Source organism: Pseudomonas sp. PDM20, assembly GCF_014852575.3.
Taxonomy (GTDB): domain Bacteria; phylum Pseudomonadota; class Gammaproteobacteria; order Pseudomonadales; family Pseudomonadaceae; genus Pseudomonas.
Genome location: NZ_CM181224.1, coordinates 2,072,501 through 2,095,803, shown reverse-complemented (window position 1 = coordinate 2,095,803; position 23,303 = coordinate 2,072,501). Strand labels below are relative to the sequence as shown.

20 protein-coding genes and 3 rRNA genes (1 of these 23 cut by a window edge) are annotated in these 23,303 nt (G+C 65.4%); 9 read left to right on the top strand and 14 right to left on the bottom strand.

Annotated features, from left to right (window positions below):
* Positions 1-94: 94 nt before the first annotated feature.
* The 3 genes from xopAW to IB261_RS09910 all read left to right on the top strand — a co-directional run bounded on the left by xopAW (position 95) and on the right by IB261_RS09910 (position 2,967).
* A complete protein-coding gene (xopAW, locus tag IB261_RS09920; protein WP_192383229.1) occupies positions 95-883 on the top strand; it encodes a XopAW family type III secretion system calcium-binding effector in 789 nt (262 codons plus the stop codon).
* A gap of 127 nt (positions 884-1,010) precedes the next feature.
* On the top strand, positions 1,011-1,658 hold the full coding sequence (locus IB261_RS09915) for a FadR/GntR family transcriptional regulator (RefSeq protein ID WP_192222908.1): 648 nt from the start codon (positions 1,011-1,013) through the stop codon (positions 1,656-1,658).
* Positions 1,659-1,701: 43 nt separating this feature from the next.
* Positions 1,702-2,967, top strand: coding sequence for a CynX/NimT family MFS transporter (locus IB261_RS09910; RefSeq protein WP_192383230.1), 1,266 nt, complete (start codon positions 1,702-1,704; stop codon positions 2,965-2,967).
* 185 nt (positions 2,968-3,152) lie between these two features.
* Here the strand turns inward: IB261_RS09910 and IB261_RS09905 are convergent, their stop codons facing one another.
* The 11 genes from IB261_RS09905 to IB261_RS09855 all read right to left on the bottom strand — a co-directional run bounded on the left by IB261_RS09905 (position 3,153) and on the right by IB261_RS09855 (position 13,246).
* Positions 3,153-4,208 (bottom strand): AI-2E family transporter, encoded by a 1,056-nt coding sequence (locus tag IB261_RS09905; RefSeq protein ID WP_081519166.1) that lies wholly within the window; start codon positions 4,206-4,208, stop codon positions 3,153-3,155.
* A gap of 89 nt (positions 4,209-4,297) precedes the next feature.
* Positions 4,298-5,188: a DUF4892 domain-containing protein gene (locus IB261_RS09900; protein ID WP_412548399.1), complete on the bottom strand. Its 891-nt coding sequence runs from the start codon at positions 5,186-5,188 to the stop codon at positions 4,298-4,300.
* Between the two features lie 83 nt (positions 5,189-5,271).
* Complete coding sequence (locus IB261_RS09895) at positions 5,272-6,132, bottom strand: alpha/beta hydrolase (RefSeq protein WP_192222907.1); 861 nt, start codon at positions 6,130-6,132, stop codon at positions 5,272-5,274.
* A gap of 9 nt (positions 6,133-6,141) precedes the next feature.
* On the bottom strand, positions 6,142-6,942 hold the full coding sequence (locus IB261_RS09890) for an alpha/beta fold hydrolase (RefSeq protein ID WP_138216440.1): 801 nt from the start codon (positions 6,940-6,942) through the stop codon (positions 6,142-6,144).
* 229 nt (positions 6,943-7,171) lie between these two features.
* Complete coding sequence (locus tag IB261_RS09885; RefSeq protein WP_081519163.1) at positions 7,172-7,819, bottom strand: LysE family translocator; 648 nt, start codon at positions 7,817-7,819, stop codon at positions 7,172-7,174.
* A 45-nt stretch (positions 7,820-7,864) separates the two neighbouring features.
* Entirely contained in the window at positions 7,865-8,668 is an 804-nt protein-coding gene (locus tag IB261_RS09880; protein WP_081519162.1) for an AraC family transcriptional regulator, read from the bottom strand.
* A 357-nt stretch (positions 8,669-9,025) separates the two neighbouring features.
* Positions 9,026-9,451, bottom strand: a complete 426-nt coding sequence (locus tag IB261_RS09875; RefSeq protein ID WP_081519161.1) for a hotdog fold thioesterase — start codon at positions 9,449-9,451, stop codon at positions 9,026-9,028.
* A 15-nt stretch (positions 9,452-9,466) separates the two neighbouring features.
* Positions 9,467-11,134 (bottom strand): AMP-binding protein, encoded by a 1,668-nt coding sequence (locus tag IB261_RS09870; RefSeq protein ID WP_192383231.1) that lies wholly within the window; start codon positions 11,132-11,134, stop codon positions 9,467-9,469.
* Between the two features lie 259 nt (positions 11,135-11,393).
* Positions 11,394-11,858: a phosphohistidine phosphatase SixA gene (gene sixA, locus IB261_RS09865; RefSeq protein WP_151186492.1), complete on the bottom strand. Its 465-nt coding sequence runs from the start codon at positions 11,856-11,858 to the stop codon at positions 11,394-11,396.
* Positions 11,855-12,211 (bottom strand): DUF4389 domain-containing protein, encoded by a 357-nt coding sequence (locus IB261_RS09860; RefSeq protein ID WP_192383232.1) that lies wholly within the window; start codon positions 12,209-12,211, stop codon positions 11,855-11,857. Before IB261_RS09860 ends, sixA begins: the two co-directional genes overlap by 4 nt.
* Positions 12,212-12,223: 12 nt before the next feature.
* Entirely contained in the window at positions 12,224-13,246 is a 1,023-nt protein-coding gene (locus IB261_RS09855; RefSeq protein ID WP_081519157.1) for an NAD(P)H-dependent glycerol-3-phosphate dehydrogenase, read from the bottom strand.
* Between the two features lie 182 nt (positions 13,247-13,428).
* Here IB261_RS09855 and IB261_RS09850 point away from each other — a divergent pair, with 182 nt between their 5' ends.
* From IB261_RS09850 to IB261_RS09825, 6 genes are all read left to right on the top strand, one after another.
* A complete protein-coding gene (locus IB261_RS09850) occupies positions 13,429-15,537 on the top strand; it encodes a TonB-dependent receptor plug domain-containing protein (protein ID WP_318653079.1) in 2,109 nt (702 codons plus the stop codon).
* Between the two features lies 1 nt (position 15,538).
* Positions 15,539-16,459, top strand: a complete 921-nt coding sequence (locus tag IB261_RS09845) for an ABC transporter substrate-binding protein (protein ID WP_192383233.1) — start codon at positions 15,539-15,541, stop codon at positions 16,457-16,459.
* On the top strand, positions 16,456-18,372 hold the full coding sequence (locus IB261_RS09840) for an ATP-binding protein (protein ID WP_192383234.1): 1,917 nt from the start codon (positions 16,456-16,458) through the stop codon (positions 18,370-18,372). The genes IB261_RS09845 and IB261_RS09840 overlap by 4 nt, the downstream gene beginning before the upstream one ends.
* Before the next feature lie 230 nt (positions 18,373-18,602).
* Positions 18,603-19,118, top strand: a complete 516-nt coding sequence (fabA, locus tag IB261_RS09835) for a 3-hydroxyacyl-[acyl-carrier-protein] dehydratase FabA (protein ID WP_017517389.1) — start codon at positions 18,603-18,605, stop codon at positions 19,116-19,118.
* A gap of 10 nt (positions 19,119-19,128) precedes the next feature.
* The gene (fabB, locus tag IB261_RS09830) at positions 19,129-20,346 is read left to right on the top strand and encodes a beta-ketoacyl-ACP synthase I (protein ID WP_045208787.1); all 1,218 of its coding nucleotides are present in this window, start codon (positions 19,129-19,131) and stop codon (positions 20,344-20,346) included.
* A gap of 119 nt (positions 20,347-20,465) precedes the next feature.
* A complete protein-coding gene (locus tag IB261_RS09825) occupies positions 20,466-20,924 on the top strand; it encodes a GNAT family N-acetyltransferase (RefSeq protein ID WP_192383235.1) in 459 nt (152 codons plus the stop codon).
* 209 nt (positions 20,925-21,133) lie between these two features.
* On the opposite strand, the gene rrf (IB261_RS09820) is transcribed toward IB261_RS09825, so the two are convergent.
* From rrf (IB261_RS09820) to IB261_RS09810, 3 genes are all read right to left on the bottom strand, one after another.
* A 5S ribosomal RNA gene (gene rrf / locus IB261_RS09820) occupies positions 21,134-21,249 on the bottom strand.
* A gap of 105 nt (positions 21,250-21,354) precedes the next feature.
* A 5S ribosomal RNA gene (gene rrf / locus IB261_RS09815) occupies positions 21,355-21,470 on the bottom strand.
* Between the two features lie 134 nt (positions 21,471-21,604).
* Positions 21,605-23,303 (bottom strand): 23S ribosomal RNA (locus tag IB261_RS09810) (it continues 1,193 nt past the right edge of the window).

Sequence of the window (23,303 nt, the reverse complement as noted above, 5' to 3'; positions counted from 1 at the left end):
CCCGCAAACAAAGCGCACAAACCCGCGACACAGGCGAGCCCGAGGCTGTCATCAGCGGAGAACCCTCCGCTTCGGCAACCACGGAGACTCTCCCATGATCAGCGGCGTGAGCAGCAGCTATGCGAGCTACTACACCAGCTCGCTCGCCCGGACCCAGACCGCCAGCAGCACCACCGCGACGCAGAGCGGTAGCACTGGCGGTTCCCAGGGCGCGGCGAAATTCCAGGAAGACCTGTTCAAGTCCATCGACAGCGATGGCGACGGCAGCATCAGCAAGGACGAACTGACCAGCGCGCTGTCCTCCAGCGATGACTCGGACAGCAGCGACATCGACATCGACGCCCTGCTCAGCGAGCTGGACAGCGACAGCAGCGGTGGCATCTCCCAGGACGAACTGGCCGCCGCCATGCCTCCTCCTCCCCCATCACCCGGCGACATGGGCGGCATGGGCATGGGCGACTCCGCAGAAGACCTGATCAGCGCCCTGGACAGCGACGGAGACGGCAGCATCAGCAGCGACGAGCTCTCCGCCCTGGGCAGCAGCGACGACGACAGCGAGCGCCTGAGCGAACTGTTCAGCCAGCTCGACGCCGACGGCAGCGGCTCGATCAGCAGCGACGAGCTTTCCAGCGCGCTGCAGGCCCAACGCCCCGACGGCCCGCCGCCGCCCCCGCCGGCTTCGGCCTCCAGCAACTCGTCCGACGACTCCTCCAGCAGTGCGTCGGACAGCTCGACGACCACCGCCTCCAGCGCCTCCTCGACCAGCGCCAACACGGGCGCCGCCTACCAGAAGCTGGTGGCCAACCTGCTCAAGCAGTACCAGAGCAGCGAAGTCACCGCCCTCCAGGCGACCAGTGGCAGCCTGGTGAACATCGCCGCCTGATCCGCGTCGATGCCCACCGCCGGAGCGCCCCCGCTCCGGCGGCCTTCTCTTCTCCCCGCATTGCCAGCCAACACGGAACTGTCCTAATCTTGGCCTCTTAAAATTCATCCGATGATTGGATGTTTCAATGCCAAGCCCCATTCAGAAGCGCTCGCTGGTGGACATCGCCCTCGAGCAGATCCATCTGCGCATCGACGACGGCACCTGGCCATTGGGCCAACGTCTGCCGCCAGAGCCCGAACTGGCCGAATCCCTGGGTATCAGCCGCAATACCGTGCGCGAAGCGGTCCGCGTGCTGACCTTCTCCGGCGTGCTGGAAGTGCGCCAGGGCGACGGCACCTATGTGCGCGCCCGCGCCAACCCGCTGGAAACCATGCTGGTGCTGGCCCGCAGCTCGGTGGAGCAGGCACTGGAGGCGCGCGGCGTCATCGAAGTGGAAGCCAGCCGGCTGGCCGCCGGGCGCCGCACCGAAGCCGACCTCGCCGCACTGCGTGAGGCGCTGGAGCGCTCTGCCGTTCATCACGGTGGTGCTCTGGATGAATACATCGCCCACGACCTGGCCTTCCACCAGCGCGTGGTGGACAGCGCCCACAACCCGGTGCTCAGCGAGCTGTACCGCTACTTCTCCCAGGTGATCCGCGCCGGCCTGGAGCGCACCATCGGTGACCCGAGCCGGCCGCAACCGGGCTTCGATCTGCACCGCGAACTGGTGGATGCCATCGCCCGCGGTGACGCGGACGCAGCCGCAAAAGCGAACCGCGCGCTGCTGATCTGACTCTGAATGCTTTCTTCTGCCTTGCTGCCCTGGAATGCCCACCATGTCCTTGCCCAATGACCCGAAAGACGCCGAGCACAAGGTGTCCTGCCCGCCCGAAGAACTGCTGATCGACGCCGAGAAAGCCGCGCCGCGCCCGCAGCGCACCTGGCTGTTGCTGCTCGGCCTGGTGCTGGTCGCGATCAACCTGCGCCCGGCGCTTTCCAGCCTGTCGCCGCTGCTCAACACCGTGCGAGACGGCACCGGCCTGTCCGCTGCCGCTGCGGGCCTGCTGACCACCCTGCCGGTGCTCTGCCTGGGCCTGTTCGCGCCGCTGGCGCCGATGCTTGCGCGACGCCTGGGCGCCGAACGAACCGTACTGCTGATCCTCTTCACCCTGGCCGGCGGCATCGTCCTGCGCAGCCTGTTCCCGGTGGCCGGGCTGTTCCTCGGCAGCCTGGTGGCCGGCGCCAGCATCGGCATCATCGGCGTGCTGCTGCCGGGCATCGTCAAGCGCGACTTCCCGCACATCGCCGGGACCATGACCGGCGTCTACACCATGGCCCTGTGCCTGGGCGCCGCCACGGCCGCCGGTGCCACCGTGCCGCTGGCAAAACTGATGGACAACAACTGGCAGGTGGCGCTGGCGTTCTGGGCGATCCCGGCCGTGGTCGCCGCGGCGATCTGGCTGCCGCAGACCCGCCAGAACCACCATGCCCACCGCGCGGTGTACAAGGTGAAGGGGTTGTGGCGCGACCCGTTGGCCTGGCAGGTGACGCTGTACATGGGCCTGCAATCGTCGCTGGCCTACATCGTCTTCGGCTGGGTGCCGTCGATCCTCATCGACCGTGGCCTGAGCGCGGTGGAAGCCGGGCTGGTGCTCTCCGGCTCGGTGATGGTGCAGCTGTTCAGCGCCCTCGCCGCGCCCTGGCTGGCCACCCGTGGCAAGGACCAGCGCATCGCCGTGGTGATCGTCATGGGCCTGACCCTGGCCGGCCTGCTCGGCCTGCTGTTCGCCCCGCTCTCGGGCATCTGGGGCTGGGCGGTAGTGCTCGGTCTCGGCCAGGGCGGCACCTTCAGCATCGCACTGGCGCTGATCGTGCTGCGCTCGCCGGACTCCCACGTCGCCTCCAACCTCTCCGGCATGGCCCAGGGCGTGGGCTACACCCTGGCGGCCTGCGGGCCCTTCCTGGTCGGTGTGGTGCACGACGCCACCGGCGGCTGGGCAGCGACCGGGGTGATCTTCGTGGTGGTGACGGTGGCGGGGATCGTCTTCGGCCTGGGCGCCGGGCGGGACAAGCTGGTGCAGGTGAAGAGCGAGCACGTCTGAATCACGTAGGGCACATGACGCCCCAGGCGTTATCCGCCATGGCGGCGGATAACCCGTTCCGGGTTATGCGCGCTACGTTGCTGTGAACTTTGGTGCGTCTGCTGACACCCTCACCCCAGCCCTGGCTGCGCACCCCGCTCCAGAGGGAGAGGGTTAGGGTGAGGGCAATCTCTCGCGCCGAAGTATCAAACCACCGGCGGCGGCGGAGGCCGTTGCGAGCTGGCCACCCACGCGCTGACCAGGTTGTAGACCACCGCCAGCAGCACCGGGCCAAGGAACAGGCCGATGAAGCCGAAGCTGAGCAGTCCGCCGAGCACGCCCAGCAGCACCACCACCAGCGGCAGGTTGCCGCCGCGGCTGATCAGGTAGGGCTTGAGGATGTTGTCCACGCCGCTGATCACGAAGAAGCCCCAGATCGCCATGAACACCGCGTAGCCGTAGCTCTCCTGGTAGAACAGCCAGATCACCGCTGGGCCCCACACCAGCGGCGGCACCATCAGCAGGCTGCAGACGAAGGTCAGCAGGCCGAGCAGAAAGGCGCCGGGAACGCCGGCAATGAAGAAGCCGATGGTGGCCAGCACGGCCTGGGCCGCGGCGGTGCCAATCACGCCGTTGACAACCCGCTGCACGGTGCCGGCGATGATGTCCATGTACTGCTGCGCGGCAGGCCCGATCAGGCGTTCCAGCACGCCATGGGCAAAGGCTTGCAGGCGCAGGCCGTCGCGATAGAAGAAGAAGATCAGCACCAGGCTCAGCACCAGTTCGAAGATGCCCGCGCCCAGCTTGGCGCTACGCGCCAGGGCCCAGTTGCCGACCTCGCCCATGTACGGTTTGAGCGCGGAGAACATCGCCACGCCCTGCTGGTCGGCCTGGTACCACCAGCCGATCAGCCGGTCGCCGATCAGCGGCACCCGCGCCATCCACTCCGGCGGCGGCGGCAGGCCGGACACCTGCAGGTTCTTCACCAGCTCGACGCCTTCGCGCACCCGGTCGACCAGGCCAAAGCCCAGCCACACCAGCGGCAGCGCCACCAGGACGATCCAGCCGATGGTCAGCAGGCCCGCCGCAGAGGCCTGGCGACCGCCCAGCAACTGCGTCAGCAGACGCATCAGCGGCCAACTGGCGAAGGCCAGCACGGCGGCCCAGAACAGCGCCGACCAGAACGGCAGCAGTACCCAGATACTCGCGCCCAGCAGGCCGAGCAACAGCAGGCGCAGCAACAGGCGATCGTTGTCGAACATTGGAAACCCCGGTTGGCTCGAAAGCCCCAGTGTAGGGCGTTTCCGCTCTCAACGTAGGATATTCAGCCTGGAGAATCAGTTCCGGAAAATCAGCGCAGCCAGGTCAGGTGCAGGCCGTCACCGTCATCCTTGCCCTGCTCCAGGCGCGCATCGCGTACGCCCTGGGCGGTGAGCGCGGCACGCCAGTCACCAGCGTGCTGGCCGGCCAGCTCGACGCGCACGCCGGTGTCCAGGCGCAAGGTGCGCACCAGCAGGTCGAGCCAGGCGCCGCCCGGCTCCTGCGGCACGTGGCTGAGGGTCAGCTCGCCGTTGGCCTTGAGCAGGCGCATCAGGGTCGCGGGGCTGGGCAGCAGTTCGCCGAGGGCGGCGGTGCTGTCCAGCTGTTCGGCATGCAGGTAGGCGCGGCGGTTGCCACGGGTAATGGTGTAGACCGCCAGCAGGCTGTCCTCGTGGGGCGCGGCGAGGCGCACCAGCAGGTAGGCCTGCTGGTCGTCCGGACCGAACAGTTTGGAGTTGCCGAACACCGAGTTGGCCAGCAGGTTGCTGGAGCCGCAGTCACGGCTCTCGCACCAGAACAGCGGCGTAGCGTCGGCCTTGAGCAGGTCCTTGCGCGCGGCGGCGAAGGCGCTCTGGCTGGAATCCTCGTCCGGCAGGCGATAGGTCACGGCGGTCAGGTCGCCGATGGCGCGCACCTCCCCTTCCATGCGCAGGCGCCCGCTGATGCGGCTGATCGAGCCCTGCGGGTAGATGCGTTCCTGGCTGGCGGTCTGGTTGAAGTCGACGATCTCCGAGCGCGGGAAGCGCGGGAGTATTTCCAGGTCGTGGCTATCGGGCAGGTCAGCGGCGCCGGCGAGGCTGGCGATGCCGAGCAGTCCACCGGCGAGCAGCGTGCGGAGCAGCCGTGACATCCGGTGCGCGTCGGTCCTGACGAAGTGAGGGTTTTCCGGCCCCTGGCGCGCGGCGGTCTGGATGTCGAGCATGCACAATCTCCCTGAAGCGATCCGTGCAGCGTCGCGGCCGGCCCTGCTTTAGTCAAGCCGCAGGGCGCTACGGGGTGTTTCCCTCAGGCCTGCAGGAAGGGTCGGAAGATCGCCGCGACGGCTTCGGCACCCGCCTCGTCATCCAGGTGCAGGTGGTGCTGGCCGGGCAGCTCGTGGACCGCGAAGGGCCTGTCTTTCAGCAGCTCGCGGGTGGCCGGCTCGACCAGCATGAGGCCCTGCTGCGCCAGCACGAGGCTGGTCGGGCATTGCACGGAGTGGACGAATTGTCGCGCATGGGCGCGGGTCAGGCGCAGCGGCGACGGCAGGGTCAGGCGTGCATCGGTGCGCCAGGTGTAGCCACCGGGTACCGGCACCAGGCCACGGGATGCCAGCAGCTCCGCCGCTTCTCGGCTTACCGCGCCGACACCTTTCATGCGCGCTTCCACCGCGCGGTCGATGGCTTCGTAGACCGGCTTGCGCTTGTTCGGCAGGGCGAGCTGGGCGCGCAGGGCTTCGCCGAGCTTCTGCGGCGAAGTCTCAGGTTCGCCGGTATAGGGCACCAGGCCGTCGATCAGCGCCAGGCGCTCGACGCGTTCGGGCATGGCGCCGGCCAGCAGCACCGAGACGATGGCGCCCATGGAATGCCCGAGCAGGGAGAAACGCTCCCAGCCCATCTGGTCGGCCACCATCAGTACGTCCAGCGCGTAGTCCCACAGCAGGTAACTGGCCCCCGGCGCACGGTGGCCGGAATGGCCGTGGCCGGCGAAGTCCAGGGCGAGGATGCGCACGCCCTCGAGCTTGGGCGCGAGGCGGGCGAAGCTCATGGCGTTGTCCAGCCAGCCGTGCAGGGCGATCACCGGACGGCCGTCTTCCGGGCCGAAGAGGTGTGCGGCCAGTTCGATGTGCGGCAGGTTCAGGCGGATTTCCTGGACTTTGGCGGTCATGGCGATTCCTTAGGCGTTGGCGCGCTGTTGCCAGCGGGCGAAGACGGTCTTGAGCAGCGCGGCGGTGTCCTGCGGGCGCTCCAGCGGGAACATGTGGCCGCCCGGCAGCGACAGGCTCTCGCCCATGGGGATGCGGCCGATCAGGCGGGCATGGTGGGGCAGCACCACGCGGCTGTGGCGCCCGCGCACCATGGTCAGCGGCACGGCCAGCTGTTTGGCGCGGCCGGGCGCGGTATGCGGCACGTTGCGGTAGATGGAGATCTCGGTGGCCGGGTCGAACTTCAGCCGCAGGCCCCGCGCGTCGACCGGCGCCAGCCCGTGGCGCACATAGGCCTCCAGGCAGTCGCGGTCGAAGCGCTTGAACAGCGGCTTGCCGGCGAAGTATTCCAGCGCCTCGGCAAAATCGTCGAAGTCCTCGCGGCGGCCGAGGGTGCGGCCGGCGGGTGTCAGCCGGTCGATGAAGCCGAAGCGCTTGGCGACGCGGATCACCAGTTGGTCGGCCAGCGTCAGCAAGGGCGAGTCGAGCATCACCACGCCGCGGTACAGCTCGGGTTTGCGCAGCGCCGCGTGGTAATGCAGCACGCCGCCGAGGGAATGGCCGACGCCCCACACGGGCTCGTCCAGCGCCTCGAGGTGGTGCAGCAGCTCTTCCACCAGGTTTTCCCAGTTGGCGTTCACCGGGAAGCGCGGGTCATGGCCGTGCATGTCCAGCCGATGGACCCGGTAATCCGGCTCCAGGGCATCGAACAACTTGCCGTAGGTCCCCGAGGGGAAGCCATTGGCGTGGGCGAAGAAGACCGCTTGCGACATGCTGCGTGAACTCAGGGGAATGACAGCCTGAATTTTCCGACAGCACCGGGGGCGCGGCAATGACCCGCGCTCCCGCGAATGACGGCACTACGGCCAAACTCCATGGCGCTCCGGCGGATTTGCCCTGATCTCTCCCTTATTACGGCGGATAACTTGTTCCAAGTTATCCGCCGTACGATGGAGTTCTCGTAGGGCGCATAACGCGGCACGCGTTATCCGCCGACAGCCCTCAAACCCAATGCGTCGCGTGGTTCACCACACTGAACAGGATGCCGCCCGCCACCAGCAGGAACACCAGTCCGCAGGCGCCGTCGATCACCGGCACCGCGCGCAGCAGGCGCCGCTGCCACAACGGTCGGGTGAGGATCACGCTGAGCAGGCTGAACCAGACGAAACCGGTGCCGAACAGCATTACCGCCACCGCGACCTTGCCCGGCGCCGACATGTCCACCGGGATCAGGCTGCTGAGCAGCGCAAGGAAGAACACCAATGCCTTGGGGTTGAACAGGTTGGTCGCCAGCCCACGTAGCCAGGGGCCAAGCCTCGACGCGGACAACTCGCCGTCGATGCGCCCTGCCCCGCCCGGCTTGCGCAATGCGCGCAGTGCGCCGACACCGAGCCAGCCGAGGTAGGCCGCGCCCACCAGTTGCAGCGCGCTGAACAGCAGCGGCGAGCGGCTGAGCAGCAACGACACGCCGGTCAGCACCAGGGTGCCGTGGACCAGGATGCCGCAGGCCAGCCCGAGGGCACTGAGCACCCCGGCGCGGCGGCCCTGGTGCAGCGAGGTACGCACCACCAGCGCGACGTCCGGGCCGGGGCTGACCAGGGCGACCGCGAACACGGCGGTAAGCATGAGCAAGACGTGAACCTCCTGCATGGCGGGATTCTCCAGTGGGAATGAAACGGGATTTTTTAGGGCGGATCAGCGCTGGCGTAGTCGCGCGGGCGGCAATCCGTAGGTACGGCGGAACAGGCGGCTGAAGTGCGCCTGGTCATAGAAGCCCAGGCTCAGGGCGATCTCCGACAGCGGCTGGCCCTTGATCACCCGCGGCAGCGAACGCTCCAGGCGCAGCTGGGTGAGCCACTGGTGCGGCGGCAATCCGCACTGGTGGCGGAAGCGACGCAGCACCTGCCAGGGGCTGAGGTCGCAGAACCCGGCGATCTCTTCCAAAGTCGGCGGGGTTTCCAGGCGCGATTCCAGCCACTCGCGAAGGCGCGCCCAGGTCGGCGCGTCGAAGCCCTGCCCCGGCTCGCGGATGCGCAGGCTGGAGGCGCGCTCCAGCAGCGCGGCCAGCGCCTGCCAGAGCTGGCCTTCCTGCGCCAGCCGCTCGCCGCCGAGCATCAGGGCGTGTGCGCGTTGCAGCTCGACCTGCAGCAGTGGATCGCGCAGTTGCGCGGCGGTCAGGCGCGGCGCGCCCTGGCGGCCATCGCTGAAGGCGCGGCAGGCGTCGTCCAGCCATTGCGGGTCGATGGACAGCACGCGGATGCGGTAGCCGTCCTCGCCCTCGCTGGAACCGTCGTGGATGCTTTCGGGACTCATCAGCAGGATGTCGCCATTCCCGGCCAGCGAGCGTTCACCGCGATGGGTGTAGCGCTGGCAGCCGTCCAGCATCAGCCCGACGTGGTAGTCGAGATGAAAATGCCGGGGAAAGGCGAAACGGCGGTACTCGGCGTCGATGAAACGGACGCCGGGCAGGCCGCTGCTGTGGTGTTCGATGCGTTCCATGGGCCTACTGTACCGGCGCGGGAACGGCGGGTCTTGGACAAAATTGCGAGGGCGCCGGGCGGCGCTCCTACAATCGCAGGGAGCGCCCTTGTAGGATGGGTGGAGCCTAGGCGATACCCATGCTGCTGGTGCAGGGATCGATGGGTATCGCTTCGCTCCACACCATCCTACGGCCGAGGCGCCGGTTCAACATTGCGAGGGCGCCGGGCGGCGCTCCTGCAATCGCAGGGAGCGCCCTTGTAGGATGGGTGGAGCCTAGGCGATACCCATGCTGCTGGTGCAGGAATCGATGGGTATCGCTTCGCTCCACACCATCCTACGGTCCCATCCAGGGACAGGCCGCTGATTGGAACTGGTTCAGCGCTCCAGCGGCACCACCGCCATGGTCAGCCGCGAGATGCAGCTCGGCTTGCCGTCATCTCCATGCAGGCGGATTTCCCAGACGTGGGTCGAGCGGCCGATATGCACCGCCTTGGCCACCGCCGTCACCCGTCCGCTGCGCAGCCCGCGCAGGTGGTTGGCGTTCACTTCCAGGCCCACGCAGTAGTACTTGCTGTTGTCCAGGCACAGGTAGCTGGCGGTGGAGCCGACGGTTTCCGCCAGCACCACCGAGGCGCCACCGTGCAGCAGGCCGTAGGGCTGGTGGGTGCGCGAATCCACCACCATGCTGGCGGTCAGCGAGTCGTCGTCGAACGCCTCGAAACGGATGTCGAGCACTTCACCGATGGTGTTCTTCAGGTTCGCGTTGAGCTTTTCCAGGTCGGGCGTGGTGCGCCAGGTCATTCCGCATTCCTTCTGTCATTCATGCCATTGCACCGCCTCGCGGCGCTCCGCCCATTCATTGAAGCGCTTGCCGTAGGTCCCTTCCACCACGTTGCGCTTGATCTTCAGGGTCGGCGTGAGGAAGCCGTTGTCCACGGTCCAGACGTCCTTGACCAGCACCAGCCCGGCCAGGCGCTCGTGCTTGTCCAGCGCTTCATTCACTTCCGTCAGCAGCTCCTGCAGGCTCTGCTCCAGCTGGCTGCGCGAGCCGTTGGCGGCTTCCTGGCGGCCTACTTCGGAGAGCACGCAGAGGCCCAGCGGGGCGATCAGGCCGTCGCCGACCACGCAGATCTGCTCGATCCGCGAATGCACGGCCAGGCGGTTTTCGATGGGCGCCGGAGCGACGTACTTGCCCTTGGCGGTCTTGAAGATTTCCTTGATGCGGCCAGTCAGGCGCAGGTGGCCTTCGGCGTCCTGCTCGCCCTTGTCGCCGGTGCGCAGGAAGCCGTCTTCGGTGATGGTCTCGGCGGTGCGCTCCGGGTCCTTGAAGTAGCCGACCATGGTCGCGCCGCTGCGTACCTGCACCTCGCCTTCGTCGCTGATGCGCACTTCCACGCCGGGGCTGTTGCGGCCGATCCAGCCGACCCGCTGCTCACCCGGCCGGCAAACGTGGGAATAACCGCAGTTCTCGGTCATGCCGTAGACCTCGAGCACGTTCAGGCCCAGACGCTGGTACCAGCCCAGCAGCGCCTGGGGCACCGGCGCAGCCCCGCACAGGGCGAAGCGCACGGCGTCCAGGCCAAGGCCGGCGAGCACCTTGCGGCCCACCAGGCGGCCGACGATGGGCAGGCGCAACAGGCGGTCGAGCTTCTGCGCCGGCATCTGCGAGTAGACGCCCATCTGGAACTTGGTCCAGATGCGCGGCACGCCGAAGAACACCGTGGGCCGCGCGCGGCGCATGTCGGCGACGAAGGTGTCCAGGCTTTCGGCGAAGAAGATCGTCTGCCCGGCATAGATCGACGCCATCTGCACGAACATGCGCTCGGCCACGTGGCACAGCGGCAGGTAGGACAGCAGGCGGTCCTCCTCGCCGACGCCGAACAGGTCGATGGCATGGCTGGCGGCGAAGGCGAAATTGCCGAAGGTGTGCATCACGCCCTTGGGCGTGCCTGTGGTGCCGGAGGTGTAGATGAGGGTCGCCAGCGTCGCGGCGTCCGGGCGCGGATCGTCGCTGATCGGCGCCAGCTGCTGCAGGTCGCTCCACTGCTGGTCGAAGTGGCCCTGCGGATGCAGCGGCAACGCGACGGTCGGCACGTCCTCGGGAATGCCGTCCTTCATCGCCGGCCAGTCGTCGAGCTTGCCGATGAAGGCCACCCGCGCTTCGGAGTGAGTCATCACCTGGCGCACGGAATCGGCGGTGAGGTTGGGATACAGCGGCACCGAGACGTGGCCGGCCATCCAGATGGCGATGTCGGCGACTATCCAGTGCGCGCAGTTCTTCGAAATGATCGCCACCCGGCTGCCTTCGGGCAGGTCCAGGCTACGCAGCCAGGCAGCGGCGCGGCGGGCCTGCTCGCCCACTTCGCCCCAGGTCAGGGTCTGCACTTCGCCGCCGGTCAGCGGCTGCACCAGGTAGCGTTTGTTCGGGTGGCTCTTCTCGCGCTGATAGAACAGGTCGAGTGGTAATCGGACTGCTTTAACCACGTGCCCCTCCTTTGTTCTTGTTGTCAGAGGTGTAGCTCAGGGATATAGCGATGGATCAACCAAGCACTTGCTTGGTTGAATATTCCACGCAGCGCAGCGGCAGACAAGGCTGGTCGTGTGAACTTTTGTAGGATTTAGCCGAAGGATGGGCTCCGGACGCTCTGCGACGGGCCCTGCGTGGAAACATCCGGGCACGATTTGCCGGCGTCGGAAATGCAAAAGGCCCCTTGCGGGGCCTTTTCGCGGAGACTTGTCTGCCTCAGGAATGCCGCGGATGGTGCAGCGACACCAGCTCCATCAGCCCCGCTACCGGCACCTCGCCTTCCAGCTCCGCCAGGGTGGCGGTGCTGAACGGCACGGCGTCGCTGCGGCTGCCATGCACCAGCAGGCCGGCCAGCGCGCCCACCAGTGGCTGGTGGGTCACCAGCAGCAGGTTCTGCTCGTTGCGGCCATCGAGGAAGCGCAGCACGTCCTTCGGATCGTCGTCCGGCGTCAGCCAGGGCGCGGTGCCGACCGAGCCTTCGAAACCCAGCGCCTCGCGGACCAGCTCTGCAGTCTCCTGGGCGCGCACGTAGGGGCTGGCGAGGATGCCATCCAGCGGCTGGCCGGCGAGCTGGGCGGCGCTCTTGAGCACCTCCTTGACGCCATGTGCCGTCAGCCGGCGCTCGGAATCGCGGCGCGCCTGGGGTTCGGCTTCGCCATGACGCAGCAGCCAGAGCTTCAAAGCTTGGGCTCCTCGTCGCGCACCGGGTGCGGCGCCGGCGGCACATCATGCGGGGCCTCGCCTTCGGGCGTATGGGCGGTCGGCCAGTCGGCGAACGGCCAGGGCTTCTCTTCGGTCTGGAAGGTGCCGAAGCGGCCGATCTGCGCGAAGTACTGGCTCAGGCTGTCACCGAAGCCCATCAGGCTGCCGCTGGGCGCGCCGTAGATGATGCGGTAGACCAACTGGATGACCACCACGGCGCCGAGGATCATCTCGGCGACGAACCAGACCAGCGCGAAGACCAGCATCCAGACGACGCGCAGGACCAGGGACTCTTTCTCCAGACGGTCAGAGGGGTGACGTTCCGCAGACATGGTGATACCTCCTCAGAAACCGGTGGTGGGAATGAAGTCGACGTCGGTCTTCGGCTCGCCGCTCATCAACGCGCCGATGACCTGTTCCAGGGTGCGGCCGCCGAACAGGATGGCGTTGAGGCCGGCCACCAGCGGCATGTAGACCTGCAGCTCGTCGGCCTTGGCCTTGAGCACCTTGAGGGTGTTCACGCCCTCGGCAGTCTCGCCCATGCGCGCCACGGCGTCTTCCAGGGTGAGGCCTTCGCCCAGGGCGAAGCCCACCTGATAGTTACGGCTCTTGGGTGACGAACAGGTGACGATCAGGTCGCCCACGCCGGCCAGGCCGAGGAAGGTCATGGGGTTGGCGCCGAGCTGGACGGCAAAGCGGGTCATCTCCGCCAGGGCGCGGGTGATCAGCATGCCCTTGGTGTTCTCGCCCATGCCCAGCGCAGCGGCCATGCCGGCAATGATGGCGTAGACGTTCTTCAGCGCGCCGCCCAGTTCGACGCCGAAGCGGTCGCCACTGGCGTAGACGCGGAAGGTGCGCCCGTGCAGTGCATCCTGCACCTGGGCGCAGAGGTCGTCATCCTCGCTGGCGACCACGGTGGCGGTCAGCTCGTGCTCGGCGATCTCGCGCGCCAGGTTCGGGCCGGAGATCACCGCGATGCGGGACTTCGGCGCGATCTCTTCGAGCACCTGGCTCATCAGCTTGAAGCTCTGCGCCTCGATACCCTTGGTCAGGCTGACCAGCATCTTGCCCGCCAGCTCCTCGCTGCGGCCGTCGAGCACCTTGCGCAGGGCGCTGGAAGGCACCGCGACGAAAATCATCTCGCACTCGGCCAGGGTCGCGGCGAGGTCGGTGGTCGGCTCCACGCCGTCATGGATGCGCACGCCCTTGAGGTAATTGGGGTTCTCGCGGCGGGTGCGGATCGCCTCGGCCTGTTCCTCGTCGCGCATCCACTGGCGAACGCGCTGTCCGTTTTCTGCCAGCAGATTGGCGAAGGCGGTGCCGAAACTGCCACCACCGAGGACGGCGATCGGTTGCTGCTGTGTCATGTCTGTTCCATTGGTGACCGCTTAGGGGCGGCGATTGGGCCATTATAAGGCCGCATCGGCGACCGGCCAGTCCGGATCGCGGGACTGGCAATCAGCGCTGCCTCGTTTAACATCCGTCCTGTGGAAAACGTCTAGCCGTAGACATTGACCGAACCCATAAGAACCGAGAACAAGGTCGTTCCGTGCATCGTCCCGTCCGCGCTCCCCTGCCGCTTTCCCTGCTTGCCGCACTGCTGGCGGGCGAGGCCGTGGCGGGCGACCTGTTCGTGGACAGCCTCGACGTCCCTGAAGTTCTGACCGCGACGCGGCTCAAACAGTCCCCCGCCGAAGTCCCTGGCAGCATGACGGTGCTCGACCGCGACCTGATCAAGGCCTCCGGCGCCCGCGACATTCCCGAGCTGATGCGCCTGGTGCCGGGCATGATGGTCGGCTACCTGTCGGGCAACCAGGCGACGGTGAACTACCACGGCACCAACGTCACCGAGGCGCGGCGCCTGCAGGTACTGGTGGACGGCCGCTCGGTGTACCGCCCGGGCCTGGCCACGGTGGACTGGAGCGACATCCCGGTGGCCATCGAGGACATCGACCGCATCGAAGTCTTCCGTGGCCCCAACGCCGTGAGCTACGGCGCCAACGCACTGATGGGCGTGATCAACATCCTCACGCGCCACCCGGCGGACAGCCAGGGCACGCGACTGAAGTACACCGCCGGGCAGAACGGCGTGCGCGACTGGTACGCCAGCCAGGGCATCCATGACCGCTCCGGCGACTACCGACTGTCACTCTCCGGGCAGGCAGACGACGGCTTCGACCACGACCAGTTCGACCGCGACTACCGTGACGGCCGGCGCCTGAGCCGCTTCAACCTGACGGCCAGCCACAACCTTGACCTGCGCAACAGCCTGGACTGGCAGCTGGCGGCGAAGGAAGGCAGCAACCAGCGCCCCTACGACTACGAGCCGATCTTCGGCAACATCGCCGCCGGCGACGACAACTCCGACCTGACCGCCCGCGACTACGCCGGCTCCCTGCGCTGGACCTTCGACATCAACCCCGAACACAGCCTCTACGTGCAGGGTTACGCCGAACACTGGGAGCGCCTGCAGGACTTCGGCGCGTGCGAGGCACAGATCGCCTTCAGTCCGCAGCTCGCGCAGTTGTGGGATATGAATCCGAAGTACGTGCAGAACTTCGCCGACACCTTGCCGCGCATTCCCCGTGGCACCGCGCAGGAGCAGGCACTGGCCCGGCAGGTGGTCCAGCAACTGGCGGCCGGTGCCTACCTGCCGGTCTGCGGGCAGGTGAACCAGAACATCCGCGAAACCCGCTACGACCTCGAAGTCCAGGACACCCTGAACCTCGCCGATGGCGTGCGGCTGGTCAGCGGCATGAGCTACCGCCACGACCAGGCCACCTCGGAAACCTACTTCGACGGCACGGTGAACAACGACATCTGGCGCCTGTTCGGCCAGCTGGAGTGGCACCTGACGCCGCACTGGCTGCTACAGGGCGGCGCAATGATGGAGGACGACCAGCTCTCCGGCAGCTCGGTCAGCCCGCGCCTTGCCCTCAACTACCTGATCACCCCGCGCCACAGCCTGCGCGCGGTGTACTCCGAGGCCGTGCGCTCGCCGGACATGTACGAGAACGACGTGAACTGGAGCTACCGGGTGCGCAACCTCTCGGCACCGGTCTACGGCCAGTCCAGTGCCTACTACTTCGCCCGCGCCCACGGCCCCGGCGATCTCGACCAGGAGCGCATGCGCTCGCGGGAAATCGGCTACAACGGCCAGTTCGACGAACTCGGGCTCGCGGTCGACATCAAAGCCTACTACGACGAAATCCACGGGCTGATCAGCGATCCCTTGAAGGTCTCCGACTTCGAACCGAGCAACGACAACGACATCCGCTTCAGCGGCGCCGAGTCCCAGCTCGACTGGCGCCTGACGAGGCAGGATCGCGTGCGCCTGACCTACGCCTACGTCGATTACGACGCCAGCAGCCGCTACGACCAGCGCCTTACCGCACGCAACAGCGGCTCGGCCGGCTGGATGCGCGACTGGGGGCGCGGCTGGTCGAGTTCGGTCTTCTACTACGGCGACGATGCACTGAACGAGCACCGCTTCGAGCGCGTCGACCTGCGCGTGGCCAAGCGCATTCCCCTGGGTCGCGCCGCACTGGAGCTGGCCGGCGTGCTGCAGCAACGGCTGGACGACGAACCGCTGACCTGGCCGGAAAACCGCTACGACAGTCGCCACCTGCTCTACTTCAGCGCCGAGGTCGACTTCTAGCATGTCTGCCCGCCGCTCATGGACGAGCCTCGGAACCCTACTCAGCGCCCTGCTCCTCGGGCTGGCCTGCCTGTTCGCACTACCAGCCCAGGCCCGTGACATCCTGCTGGTCAGCACCGAACAGAGCCAGGCCCTGCAGGACTTCGCCGAGGCCCTGGCGCAACGCCGCCCGCACGACCAGGTGCGGCTGGAATCCCCGGAGAACCTGCCGCCCGCCGCCAGTCTCGATGGCGAAACCCGCCTGCTGCTGCTCGGCAGCGGCGCGCTGAACTGGCGCCTGGCCAGTGACGATGCACCGCCGGCACTGACCCTGCTGGTCAGCCGCGTCGAAGCCCGGCAAGTGCTGGGCGAGCGCGAGCCGCCACACCTGAGCCTGCTATGGAGCGACCCGCCACCGGCACGCCAGCTGCAACTGGCGCTGCAACTCAGCCCACGCCCGCAACGCATTGGCGTGCTGATCGGTCCCAGCAGCGAATTTCTCCTGGAAGAGCTTCAGCGCAGCGCGGATCAACTCGGCGTCGAACTGGTCAGCGAGCTGCAAACCCGCGCCGAAGATAGCCGCCCGCTACGAGAACTGCTCGGTCGCAGTGACCTGCTGCTCGGGCTGGACGACAAACAGCTTTATAACGCGCAGACCATCAAGGGCATCCTCCTCAGCGCCTACGCCGAGAACCGGGCGCTGATCGGCCCCACCGCCGCCTTCGTCAAGGCCGGCAGCCTGGCCAGCAGCTACAGCGACCAGAGCGACTGGCTGGAGACCCTCGACACCCTGCTCGACGAGCCGGCGGAGCAATGGCCCCGCAGCCTCTACCCCGAACGCTTCAAGGTGCAGAGCAACCGCCAGGTGGCGCGCTCGCTCGGCATCGACCTGCAAGGCGACGCGGAACTCGCGCAGCGCCTGGCCGAAGGAGAAAAACCATGAGTTCCCGCAAGAGCTGGAACATCCAGACGCGCATGCTGGCCATCAGCCTCGGCCCGGCGCTGCTGCTGACTGTGCTGCTGACCGCCTACTTCACGTATTCGCGTCTGCAGGACCTGCGCCTGGAGTCCAACCACACCGGCCAGCTGATCGCCAACCAACTCGCCCCGGCGGCGGAATACGGAGTGATCTCCGGCAACCTGCCGGTGCTGCAGAGCCTGTTGCGGGCGACCTTGAGCACCGCCCACGTGCGCTTTATCGAAGTGCGCGATCGCGGCGACAACATCCTCGTCTACGTCGAGCACGCCGCCGATCCCGCGCAGGCGAGCACCAAGGTGGAGATATTCCACGCCTCGATCCAGCGCGAGAACATCGCCCTCAATGGCAGCGACCTGGCGAGCTCCAACGACATGCTACCGACGGCCGCACCGCCCAGCGGGGATTACCTCGGCCGCGTGGTCGTCGGGATGGCCAGCGACGCCTTCAGCGAACGGCAACAGGAAATCCTCCTCAAGGCCAGCCTGCTCGCGCTGTTCGCGCTGATCCTCACCTACCTGCTGGCGCGCCGCCTCGCCCGCCGCCTGGCCGCGCCGATCCGCACCATGGGCCGCGCCGTGCAGGCGATCCAGACCGGCGACTACCACACCACCCTGCCGGTGCCGGATGACGGCGAAGTCGGCGACCTCGCCCGGCACATCAACAACCTGGCCCGTGGCCTGCAGCAAGCCAGCCTGGAGCAGGAGCGCAGCATCGCCCAACTGGTGGCGGCGCGGGAGGAGGCCGAAGAGGCCAACCGCGCCAAGTCCGATTTCCTGGCGATGATGAGCCACGAGCTGCGCACCCCGATGAACGGCGTGCTGGGCATGCTGCAGCTGCTGGAAACCACCGAGCTGAACCAGGAGCAGGCCGAGTACAGCGCACTGGCCACCGAATCCACCGAGCACCTGCTCAAGGTCATCAACGACATCCTCGACTTCTCCCGCGTCGAGCGCGGCGCGCTGGAACTGGAGCGCATCCCGTTCAACCTGCTGGAACTGATCCAGAGCTCGATCCAGGTCTTCCAGCACAGCGCCCAGCAACGCGGCCTGGAACTGGAAATGAACGTGCAGGACGGCCTCGACAACCTCGAGGTGCAGGGCGACCCGACGCGCATCCGGCAGATCCTGGTCAACCTGCTGGGCAACGCCTTGAAGTTCACCGAGGAAGGCGGCGTGCGCCTGGAAGCCACCTGGCAGGCGCTGGACGACGAGGTGCTGTGGCTCAGCTGCTCGGTGCAGGACAGCGGCATCGGCATCTCCCGCGAGCGCCTGGAGCACATGTTCGAGGCCTTCCAGCAGGCCGATTCGTCGACCTCGCGGCGCTACGGCGGCACCGGACTGGGGCTGTCCATTGCGCGCACCCTGGCCGAACGGATGGGCGGCACCCTGGGTGCGGTCAGCGAGGAGGGTTGCGGCTCGACCTTCACCCTGGAGATCCCCCTGCCCTTCCGGGAGCGTCAGAGTGCCGCAGACGACGGGACGAACGGCGGCGACGCCCTTGCCACTGGTCAGTCCGTGCTGCTGGTGGAGGACAACCCGGTGAATCAAACGGTCATAGAAGCTATGTTGCGCAGCCTGGGTTATCGCGTCACGCTGGTGGGTGACGGCGCCCAGGCAGTGCGTACCTCGGAGCGCGGCGAGTTCGCGGCGATCCTGATGGATTGCCGCCTGCCGGTGCTCAACGGCTACGAAGCCACCCGGCAGATTCGTGCGAAACCGGGCGGCGAACAGGTACCGATCATCGCCCTGACCGCCAACGCGCTGCAGGGCGACCGCGAGGCGTGTCTTGAAGCAGGAATGAACGACTACCTCGCCAAGCCGTTCAAACGCGCGGAGCTGCAGCGGATTCTGCAGCGCTGGGTTGCTCCAGGTCGTTGATCGATGGAGCGCTTGCCCGCAAACTGCGGACCGGCCCGGGCCTGCGTCCCGACGGAGAAACCAGGCATCGGCGAAAAGTGAACAAGCGTTCGCCGATTGCTGTGACTTTCACTTAAAGGCAATAGTCTATGACTAGGCTGCCGCATGACACCGTGACAAGAACAACGGAACGCGGCGCCGCAGGCACAAGCCAAACAACGCCTGCTATCCAGGATTTTTGAGGAGCTCGCATGACCAAACAAAACGCCTTCACCCGAGAAGACCTGCTGCGCTGCAGCCGCGGCGAGCTCTTCGGCCCGGGTAATGCGCAACTGCCCGCCCCGAACATGCTGATGATCGACCGCATCACCCACATCAGTGATGTCGGCGGCAAGTATGGCAAGGGCGAACTGGTCGCCGAGCTGGATATCAACCCGGACCTGTGGTTCTTCGCCTGCCACTTCGAGGGCGACCCCGTCATGCCCGGCTGCCTGGGCCTCGACGCCATGTGGCAGCTGGTTGGCTTCCACCTCGGCTGGCAGGGCAACCCCGGCCGTGGCCGCGCCCTGGGTTCGGGCGAAGTGAAGTTCTTCGGCCAGGTCCTGCCGACCGCCAAGAAAGTCACCTACAACATTCACATCAAGCGTACGATCAATCGTTCGCTGATCCTGGCCATCGCCGACGGCACCGTCAGCGTCGATGGCCGCGAAATCTACAGCGCCGAAGGCCTCCGCGTCGGCCTGTTCACTTCCACTGACAGCTTCTAAGGGTATCCGCATGCGTCGCGTCGTGATCACCGGTCTGGGCATCGTTTCCTGCCTGGGCAATGACAAAGACACCGTCTCCGCCAACCTGCGTGCAGGCCGTGCTGGCATCCGCCACAACCCCAGCTACGCCGAGATGGGCCTGCGCAGCCACGTTTCCGGTTCGGTCAACCTGAACCTGGAAGAGCTGATCGACCGCAAGGTCTTCCGCTTCATGGGCGACGCCGCCGCTTATGCCTACCTGGCAATGGAACAGGCGATCAAGGACTCCGGCCTCACCCCCGAGCAGATCTCCAACCCGCGCACCGGCCTGATCGCCGGCTCCGGCGGTGCTTCCACCCTGAACCAGATGGAAGCCATCGACACCCTGCGCGAGAAGGGCGTCAAGCGCATCGGCCCATACCGCGTCACCCGCACCATGGGCAGCACCGTTTCCGCGTGCCTGGCCACTCCCTTCCAGATCAAGGGCGTGAACTACTCCATCTCCTCGGCCTGCGCCACCAGCGCGCACTGCATCGGCCAGGCCATGGAGCAGATCCAGCTGGGCAAGCAGGACGTCGTCTTCGCCGGCGGCGGTGAGGAAGAACACTGGAGCCAGAGCTGCCTGTTCGACGCCATGGGCGCCCTCTCCACCCAGTACAACGACACCCCGGAAAAGGCCTCCCGCGCCTACGACGCCAAGCGTGACGGTTTCGTCATCGCCGGCGGCGGCGGCATGGTCGTGGTCGAAGAGCTGGAACACGCCCTCAAGCGTGGCGCCAAGATCTACGCCGAAATCGTTGGCTACGGTGCGACTTCCGATGGCTACGACATGGTTGCCCCGAGCGGCGAAGGCGCCATCCGCTGCATGCAGCAGGCCCTGTCGACCGTGGATACCCCGATCGACTACCTGAACACCCACGGCACCTCCACCCCGGTCGGCGACGTCGCTGAAATCCGCGGCGTGCGTGCAGTGTTCGGCGACAAGGCCCCGGCCATCAGCTCCACCAAGAGCCTGTCCGGCCACTCCCTGGGCGCCGCTGGCGTTCACGAAGCGATCTACTGCCTGCTGATGATGGAAGGCAACTTCATCGCCGGTTCGGCAAACATCGACGAGCTGGACCCGGAAGTCGCTGACCTGCCGATCCTGCGCGAGACCCGCGAAAACGCGAAGATCGACACCGTCATGAGCAACAGCTTCGGCTTCGGCGGCACCAACGCCACCCTGGTCCTGAAACGCCACAACGGCTGATCGGTGATCCAAACAGGAAAGGCGCCCCAGGGCGCCTTTTTTGTTGCCTGCGATTCCGCCCTACCCTCGCGCTGCCAATCCCGTCAGGATGAGCGGAGTAGATAGCAGGAAGCGTGCAGATGGATGTTCTGATCAGACAGGCCCACAACGGCGACGCCAAGGCAATCAGCCAGGTCATCGTCGCGGCCGTCAGGGAAAGCAACGGCCAGGACTACCCGGCGAGCGTCATCGAATCGGTGGTGGCGAACTTCACGCCTGAACGGGTGATTGAGCTGCTGCAGCAACGCCTGGTGTTCGTCGCATTACTGGATGACGAAATCGTCGGCACTGGCGCCCTGGATGGCCATACCGTGCGTAGCCTCTTCATCGCACCACAGCAGCAGCGCAAGGGCATCGGCCAGACCCTGATGGGGCAAATCGAGGAAGCCGCTCTGCAGCGCGGTATAGAGGCCCTGCTGGTCCCCTCATCTCTCACCGCCGAAAGCTTCTACGCCCGCCTCGGCTATCGCCTGCTGCGCGAACAACTCCACGGCGAAGAGCGCACCCTCATCATGACCAAACCCCTCACTCCCCTGTAGGAGCGGGCCATGCCCGCGAACCGCATCCCTCACGGACCTCCGGCAAACGCCGGTCGTAGGTCGCACAACGCCTCAAGCGTTATCCGCCATCGCAACGAATAACCCGTCCCGGGTTACTCGCCCTGTATAGGGCTCCCGCATTGGCTTTTTCCGCCCCAAAAACAAAACCCCCGACCAGCTTTCGCTGATCAGGGGCTTTGGAATTAGAAGCTTGACGATGACCTACTCTCACATGGAGAAACTCCACACTACCATCGGCGATGCATCGTTTCACTACTGAGTTCGGGATGGGATCAGGTGGTTCCAATGCTCTATGGTCGTCAAGCAATTCGGCTGGATGCTCGCCTTGGCGCTCATCCGAATTCGGGTTGCTTACACTAATAAGCAAAACCCCCGGCCAGCGATGCTGACCAGGGGTCTTGGGATAGGAGCTTGACGATGACCTACTCTCACATGGAGAAACTCCACACTACCATCGGCGATGCGTCGTTTCACTACTGAGTTCGGGATGGGATCAGGTGGTTCCAACGCTCTATGGTCGTCAAGCAATTCTTTATGGACGCTCGTGGCAGATGCACACGCTCATCCAGATTCGGGTATGTGACAGGTATTTGCGGTTCACACGAACTTTCGGTTCGTTACGTCTTCACCGTACAACACGCAAATTGTTTGGGTGTTATATGGTCAAGCCTCACGGGCAATTAGTATCGGTTAGCTCAACGCCTCACAGCGCTTACACACCCGACCTATCAACGTCGTAGTCTTCGACGGCCCTTTAGGGGAATCAAGTTCCCAGTGAGATCTCATCTTGAGGCTAGTTTCCCGCTTAGATGCTTTCAGCGGTTATCTATTCCGAACATAGCTACCCGGCAATGCCACTGGCGTGACAACCGGAACACCAGAGGTTCGTCCACTCCGGTCCTCTCGTACTAGGAGCAGCCCCTCTCAAATCTCAAACGTCCACGGCAGATAGGGACCGAACTGTCTCACGACGTTCTAAACCCAGCTCGCGTACCACTTTAAATGGCGAACAGCCATACCCTTGGGACCGGCTTCAGCCCCAGGATGTGATGAGCCGACATCGAGGTGCCAAACACCGCCGTCGATATGAACTCTTGGGCGGTATCAGCCTGTTATCCCCGGAGTACCTTTTATCCGTTGAGCGATGGCCCTTCCATACAGAACCACCGGATCACTAAGACCTACTTTCGTACCTGCTCGACGTGTCTGTCTCGCAGTCAAGCGCGCTTTTGCCTTTATACTCTACGACCGATTTCCGACCGGTCTGAGCGCACCTTCGTACTCCTCCGTTACTCTTTAGGAGGAGACCGCCCCAGTCAAACTGCCCACCATACACTGTCCTCGATCCGGATAACGGACCAGAGTTAGAACCTCAAGCATGCCAGGGTGGTATTTCAAGGATGGCTCCACGCAGACTGGCGTCCACGCTTCAAAGCCTCCCACCTATCCTACACAAGCAGGCTCAAAGTCCAGTGCAAAGCTACAGTAAAGGTTCACGGGGTCTTTCCGTCTAGCCGCGGATACACTGCATCTTCACAGCGATTTCAATTTCACTGAGTCTCGGGTGGAGACAGCGCCGCCATCGTTACGCCATTCGTGCAGGTCGGAACTTACCCGACAAGGAATTTCGCTACCTTAGGACCGTTATAGTTACGGCCGCCGTTTACCGGGGCTTCGATCAAGAGCTTCGCTTTCGCTAACCCCATCAATTAACCTTCCGGCACCGGGCAGGCGTCACACCCTATACGTCCACTTTCGTGTTTGCAGAGTGCTGTGTTTTTAATAAACAGTCGCAGCGGCCTGGTATCTTCGACCGGCATGGGCTTACGGAGTAAATCCTTAACCCTCGCCGGCGCACCTTCTCCCGAAGTTACGGTGCCATTTTGCCTAGTTCCTTCACCCGAGTTCTCTCAAGCGCCTTGGTATTCTCTACCCAACCACCTGTGTCGGTTTGGGGTACGGTTCCTAGTTACCTGAAGCTTAGAAGCTTTTCCTGGAAGCATGGCATCAACCACTTCATCATCTAAAAGATGACTCGTCATCAGCTCTCGGCATTAAGACCCCGGATTTACCTAAGATCTCTGCCTACCACCTTAAACTTGGACAACCAACGCCAAGCTGGCCTAGCCTTCTCCGTCCCTCCATCGCAGTAACTAGAAGTACAGGAATATTAACCTGTTTCCCATCGACTACGCTCTTCAGCCTCGCCTTAGGGACCGACTAACCCTGCGTCGATTAACGTTGCGCAGGAACCCTTGGTCTTTCGGCGTGGGAGTTTTTCACTCCCATTGTCGTTACTCATGTCAGCATTCGCACTTCTGATACCTCCAGCAAGCTTCTCAACTCACCTTCACAGGC

Excerpts from the sequence above, each read along its gene's own strand:
- xopAW (WP_192383229.1), top strand. The coding sequence starts at position 95 with ATGATCAGCGGCGTGAGCAGCAGCTATGCGAGCTACTACACCAGCTCG.
- IB261_RS09915 (WP_192222908.1), top strand. The coding sequence starts at position 1,011 with ATGCCAAGCCCCATTCAGAAGCGCTCGCTGGTGGACATCGCCCTCGAG.
- IB261_RS09910 (WP_192383230.1), top strand. The coding sequence starts at position 1,702 with ATGTCCTTGCCCAATGACCCGAAAGACGCCGAGCACAAGGTGTCCTGC.
- IB261_RS09905 (WP_081519166.1), bottom strand. The coding sequence starts at position 4,208 with ATGTTCGACAACGATCGCCTGTTGCTGCGCCTGCTGTTGCTCGGCCTG.
- IB261_RS09900 (WP_412548399.1), bottom strand. The coding sequence starts at position 5,188 with ATGCTCGACATCCAGACCGCCGCGCGCCAGGGGCCGGAAAACCCTCAC.
- IB261_RS09895 (WP_192222907.1), bottom strand. The coding sequence starts at position 6,132 with ATGACCGCCAAAGTCCAGGAAATCCGCCTGAACCTGCCGCACATCGAA.
- IB261_RS09890 (WP_138216440.1), bottom strand. The coding sequence starts at position 6,942 with ATGTCGCAAGCGGTCTTCTTCGCCCACGCCAATGGCTTCCCCTCGGGG.
- IB261_RS09885 (WP_081519163.1), bottom strand. The coding sequence starts at position 7,819 with ATGCAGGAGGTTCACGTCTTGCTCATGCTTACCGCCGTGTTCGCGGTC.
- IB261_RS09880 (WP_081519162.1), bottom strand. The coding sequence starts at position 8,668 with ATGGAACGCATCGAACACCACAGCAGCGGCCTGCCCGGCGTCCGTTTC.
- IB261_RS09875 (WP_081519161.1), bottom strand. The coding sequence starts at position 9,451 with ATGACCTGGCGCACCACGCCCGACCTGGAAAAGCTCAACGCGAACCTG.
- IB261_RS09860 (WP_192383232.1), bottom strand. The coding sequence starts at position 12,211 with ATGTCTGCGGAACGTCACCCCTCTGACCGTCTGGAGAAAGAGTCCCTG.
- IB261_RS09855 (WP_081519157.1), bottom strand. The coding sequence starts at position 13,246 with ATGACACAGCAGCAACCGATCGCCGTCCTCGGTGGTGGCAGTTTCGGC.
- IB261_RS09845 (WP_192383233.1), top strand. The coding sequence starts at position 15,539 with ATGTCTGCCCGCCGCTCATGGACGAGCCTCGGAACCCTACTCAGCGCC.
- IB261_RS09840 (WP_192383234.1), top strand. The coding sequence starts at position 16,456 with ATGAGTTCCCGCAAGAGCTGGAACATCCAGACGCGCATGCTGGCCATC.
- fabA (WP_017517389.1), top strand. The coding sequence starts at position 18,603 with ATGACCAAACAAAACGCCTTCACCCGAGAAGACCTGCTGCGCTGCAGC.
- fabB (WP_045208787.1), top strand. The coding sequence starts at position 19,129 with ATGCGTCGCGTCGTGATCACCGGTCTGGGCATCGTTTCCTGCCTGGGC.
- IB261_RS09825 (WP_192383235.1), top strand. The coding sequence starts at position 20,466 with ATGGATGTTCTGATCAGACAGGCCCACAACGGCGACGCCAAGGCAATC.